The following is a 1,025-nucleotide window of genomic DNA, read 5'->3' on the forward strand; positions in this document are numbered from 1 at the left end:
GTGGGCGCCGCGTACTTGGTGTTCCTCGGCGTCAGGGCCTGGCGTGAGCGTGGGTCGTTGCAGGCGGCGGTCGACGGGGTGGGTGTCGCGCAGGGTGGTCTGCGGACGTTCTGGGAGGGGTTCGCCGTCGGGGTGACCAATCCCAAGACCATCGTGTTCTTCGCCGCCGTGCTGCCGCAGTTCGTCGACCGCGGTCAGGGGCACGTCGCGGCGCAGATGCTGCTGCTGGGCCTGGTCTTCACCATCATCGCCGTGGTGTCCGACATGGTGTGGGGGATGGCCGCGGCCACCGCCCGGGACTGGTTCGCGCGCTCGCCGCGGCGGCTTTCCCTGGTCGGTGGGATCGGCGGACTCACCATGATCGGGCTGGGAGTCACCGCCGCCGCGACGGGGCGCAAGGACTGATCCGTCCCAGCCGGTCACGGGGCTGGAACCGGCTCCGGAACGAGCGCGTGCCCGCCGGCGTGCGCGGGTGGTGTCGCTCCACGGGGGGCCCGGGACGTCGCCGCGCATGTGCCGCGGCTACCCGCACAAAGCCGGTACGAGCCGCGCACAGCCGGATGCTCCCCTGCTCCCGGGGCACCGCTTCCCCACGCGGAGCCCACAACCCGACACGCCTGCTGACCTGCGGAAACGGCATGGAGGGGCGTGTCGGCGCTCTTGTGCCCCCGGCGGGACTACACGCAGAAGGTGGAAGGTCTGACCAGCGTTTTCCTGCTGGCCAGCTGGTGATCGAAGGGCGATTTATCCCATCTGGCGCGGATGGGGGTCGCTAATGATCGAATGCCCAGCGCCCAGGTGGCCATCAGTGACTGGAAACAGGTTGGCGGTGCGGTCCGTCACGTCGAGCACGGGGGCAGTGCTCGACCGGAAGCTCCCGTCTTGGATCGGGAGTTGGCCGGTGCCGGGTGTGCGTCCGAGTAACCCGGCGTGCCCCAGGCTGCTGACGGTCCTCGCGCTCGGCCCCGCGGGTCTTGAGCGCCAACGGGATTTCCGCAGCTAGCGCGCTGCCGCCACCCCCCGTG

General features: G+C 70.6%; 1 protein-coding gene. It reads left to right on the plus strand.

Translation table 11 applies throughout. The features are described 5' to 3' along the window. Nucleotides 1-405, plus strand: a 405-nt coding sequence (locus tag D7231_RS35880) for a LysE family translocator (protein WP_147449934.1), incomplete at its 5' end; no start/stop codon positions are given. Between the last annotated feature and the right edge of the window lie 620 nt (nucleotides 406-1,025).

Origin of the sequence: Streptomyces klenkii, from assembly GCF_003626645.1 — a bacterium.
In the GTDB taxonomy this organism is placed as follows: Bacteria; Actinomycetota; Actinomycetes; order Streptomycetales; family Streptomycetaceae; genus Streptomyces; species Streptomyces klenkii.